Origin of the sequence: Neolewinella persica DSM 23188 (assembly GCF_000373105.1) — a bacterium.
In the GTDB taxonomy this organism is placed as follows: Bacteria; Bacteroidota; Bacteroidia; order Chitinophagales; family Saprospiraceae; genus Neolewinella; species Neolewinella persica.
This window is the reverse complement of sequence record NZ_KB890440.1, coordinates 1-3,304: the sequence shown is the minus strand read 5'-3', so window position 1 is coordinate 3,304 and position 3,304 is coordinate 1. Positions and strand designations below refer to the sequence as shown.

The window sequence follows — 3,304 nt, the reverse complement described above, 5'->3', positions numbered from 1 at the left end:
GCAACAGGAGCAAAGCGACCCTGCAACACCTGCAACAGGAGCAAAGCGACCCTGCAACACCTGCAACAGGAGCGAAGCGATTCTGCAATCAGGGCGCAGCGACTCCCCAACTTTCCCTATCTTTGCGCCCAATTTAGCCCCCCATACATCCACTTCACCAGTATTAATTACATGATGAACCAACGCACCATCGCCAAATCGTTCTCACTCAAGGGAGTAGGGTTACACAGCGGCGCGGAAGTAAAACTGACTTTTAAACCTGCGCCAGAAGGGCATGGGGTTAAATTTCAGCGTATCGACCTTGAAAACCAGCCGGTCATCAATGCTGACGTAAACCGGGTGGTAAATACTGACAGATCGACCACCATCGGCTCGGATGGCGTAACGGTTTCTACTGTAGAACACTTGCTTTCGGCAGTCTCCGGACTCCAGATCGATAACTTGTTGGTAGAATTAGACGGCGGTGAAATTCCTATTCTTGATGGGAGTGCCAGCCCGTTCGTCACTCCGCTATTGAAGGCTGGAATAACTGAACAGGATGCCAAACGGGAGTTCTTCATTGTGGAAGAGCCCATTACTTACCGGGATGAGGAGACCGGGTCGGAGATTGTCGCCTTACCCTATGATGGGTTTGAAGTGGTTTCGATGATCGACTTCGACAGCCCGGTCCTGGGCCAGCAATACGCCACACTTCGTGGCTATGAAGATTACGCCGAAGAAATCGCCCCCTGCCGGACCTTCGTGTTCCTGCACGAACTGGAATTGCTCTTTGAGCACAATTTGATCAAAGGAGGCGACCTGACCAATGCCATCGTTATTGCGGATCGCATCGTTCCGCAGGAACGGCTGGACAAGCTGGCGAAGCGTATGGGTAAGGAGACCGTTGAAGTGACTAAGGCAGGCATCCTTAATACACTGGACCTCAAATTCCACAACGAACCCGCACGCCACAAACTGCTGGACGTTGTTGGAGACATCAGCCTGCTGGGCGTTCCGATTCGTGGCCGCATCCTGGCTACTAAGCCAGGGCATGGTGCCAACATAGCGTTCACCAAGTTACTTAAGAAGGCCTATATGGAGCAGCGCCGCCTGAAAGGCCGGCCCCGCTACAACCCCAACGATACGCCGGTATTCAATACGGAGCAGATCCAGGAGATCATGCCACACCGGTACCCCATGTTACTGATCGACAAGATCATCGAGATGGGAGAAGGCCATATTGTAGGCCTCAAGAACCTTACCATCAACGAAGAATTTTTCCAGGGACACTTTCCTGGCAACCACGTAATGCCGGGTGTTCTTCAGATGGAAGCCATGGCCCAAACCGGTGGCCTATTGGTACTTACCATGCAGGAAGACCCCATTGGCTGGGACACCTACTTCCTGAAGATCGACAATGCTAAGTTTAAAAACTTCGTCGTTCCCGGAGACACCGTCCTGTTTAAAATGGAGCTCGTTGCACCCATCCGTCGGGGGCTCTGCCAAATGCGAGGAACCGCCTACGTAGGAAACAAAATTGTTTCCGAAGCCGACCTCGTAGCTCAGATTGTAAAGCGCCCCTAATATGTCCGTACATTCCTTAAGCGTTGTTCACCCCAACGCAAAGATTGGTGGTGGTGTTTCCGTCGGTCCGTTTACCACCATCGAAGATGATGTGGAGATTGGAGATGGAACCATCATTGGCCCAAACGTCACGATTTACGCCGGTTCCCGTATCGGTAAGAACGTGGAAATTTTTCCTGGTGCGGTCATTGGAGGGAAACCTCAGGACCTCAAATTCGCCGGAGAGTACACCACTGCAGAAATCGGTGACGGTACGACCGTTCGGGAGTATGTGACGGTAAACAGAGGCACTGCCGCTGCCGGTAAGACGGTAGTTGGTAAGAACTGCCTCCTGATGGCTTATGTCCACGTTGCCCACGACTGCCTCCTCGGAGATAGCATCGTAATTGCCAACAACGTCAACCTCGCTGGCCACGTAGTCCTGGAGGACTACGTTATCATCGAAGGTCAGGTGGGTGTACAACAGTTCGTTCGTATCGGTAAGCACAGCTTTATCGCTGGCGGCAGTTTGGTTCGTAAAAGTGTTCCGCCCTACATCCGCGCAGCGCGCGAACCCCTAAGCTATATTGGTGTCAACCGAATCGGTTTACAGCGCAGGGGCTTTGCCATTGAGCGGATCAATACCATCCACGAGATCTACCGGTTGTTGTACGTTAAGGGCCTGAACATCACCAACGCCATTACCGAAATCGAAACAACGGTTCCGGTATGTAATGAACGGGATGACGTCGTACGCTTTATTGCGGAGACAGAACGTACGGGCATTATTCGCAGCTTCCAGGGCCTCAACGATGCAGACTAAGACCTCACAAGGTCGTTTGCGTATTGAGCTGACCGGTGTGGGCAAACGCTTCGGCCGGCATTGGATCATCCGTGAGTTTTCAGATGTTTTCACCAGTGGCTCCCAAATCGGCATCCGTGGGCGGAACGGTTCCGGCAAATCAACCCTGCTGCGTCTCCTTTGCGGTCAGCTGACCCCATCACGTGGTCAGGTTGAGTTCAATATAGACGGTAAGAAAATCGACGTTGGCCAAATCTATCAACATGTCAGTTGGACTGGTCCCTACCTTGAGATCGTCGAAGAACTAACCATTGCAGAGTTCCTGCGTTTCCACTTTACGCTCAAACCACTTCTTCCCCATCTCGCGCTGGCAGCTATTCCTGCCATGCTTGAACTGGATCACGTTCGCAACCGAAAACTATCTGATTGCTCTTCAGGGATGCGTCAGCGGGTTTTGCTTGGCAGCGCGCTTTACGCAAACACTTCGTTGTTGCTGCTTGATGAACCAACCGTAACCCTTGATGAGGAAGCCATTACCTGGTTTCAGGATCAACTGGCCGCTAACCGGCATGATCGTCTTGTGGTCATTGCCAGTAACGACGAACAGGACCTGGCTGGGTGTGAGCGGGTTTTGGAGCTTTAGACGCGGGCTATAATCAACTTACGAAAATGAGTTAGCGTCTCCGCCCATTTCCTCTTGGTAGGCTTTGTTCCGCGGCACTTGTGCGGGTACCTTTCTTAATCAACCGGCACAAGTGCCGGGGAACAAACATGAGTCATCCCGAATTTTGGCGATGACAAAAAATTAGGCCTTTTGTGTATTTTCGAGGAGTTCTCACACTTCAAGAAAAACTCAAAAGGCCTATGTTTTTAAAGTTACTGCAAGATAAAGCAACTACTCCAATAAAGCGAAAAGCAGGTCCATTTCTCCTTCGTCAAGTAGATCGTTACACCCGTCAG

The 3,304-nt window shown here is 51.5% G+C and carries 3 protein-coding genes; all 3 read left to right on the top strand.

Features of this window, described 5'->3' with window-relative positions:
* Nucleotides 1–171 precede the first annotated feature (171 nt).
* Genes B036_RS0117070 through B036_RS29810 form a run of 3 tightly spaced genes read left to right on the top strand, consistent with a single transcriptional unit; the run spans nt 172 to nt 2,987 of the window.
* Nucleotides 172–1,563, top strand: a complete 1,392-nt coding sequence (locus tag B036_RS0117070; RefSeq protein WP_020569948.1) for a bifunctional UDP-3-O-[3-hydroxymyristoyl] N-acetylglucosamine deacetylase/3-hydroxyacyl-ACP dehydratase — start codon at nt 172–174, stop codon at nt 1,561–1,563.
* Nucleotide 1,564: 1 nt separating this feature from the next.
* Nucleotides 1,565–2,365, top strand: a complete 801-nt coding sequence (gene lpxA, locus B036_RS0117065; RefSeq protein ID WP_020569947.1) for an acyl-ACP--UDP-N-acetylglucosamine O-acyltransferase — start codon at nt 1,565–1,567, stop codon at nt 2,363–2,365.
* Nucleotides 2,355–2,987 (top strand): ABC transporter ATP-binding protein, encoded by a 633-nt coding sequence (locus B036_RS29810; RefSeq protein WP_020569946.1) that lies wholly within the window; start codon nt 2,355–2,357, stop codon nt 2,985–2,987. Before lpxA ends, B036_RS29810 begins: the two co-directional genes overlap by 11 nt.
* Nucleotides 2,988–3,304: the final 317 nt, after the last annotated feature.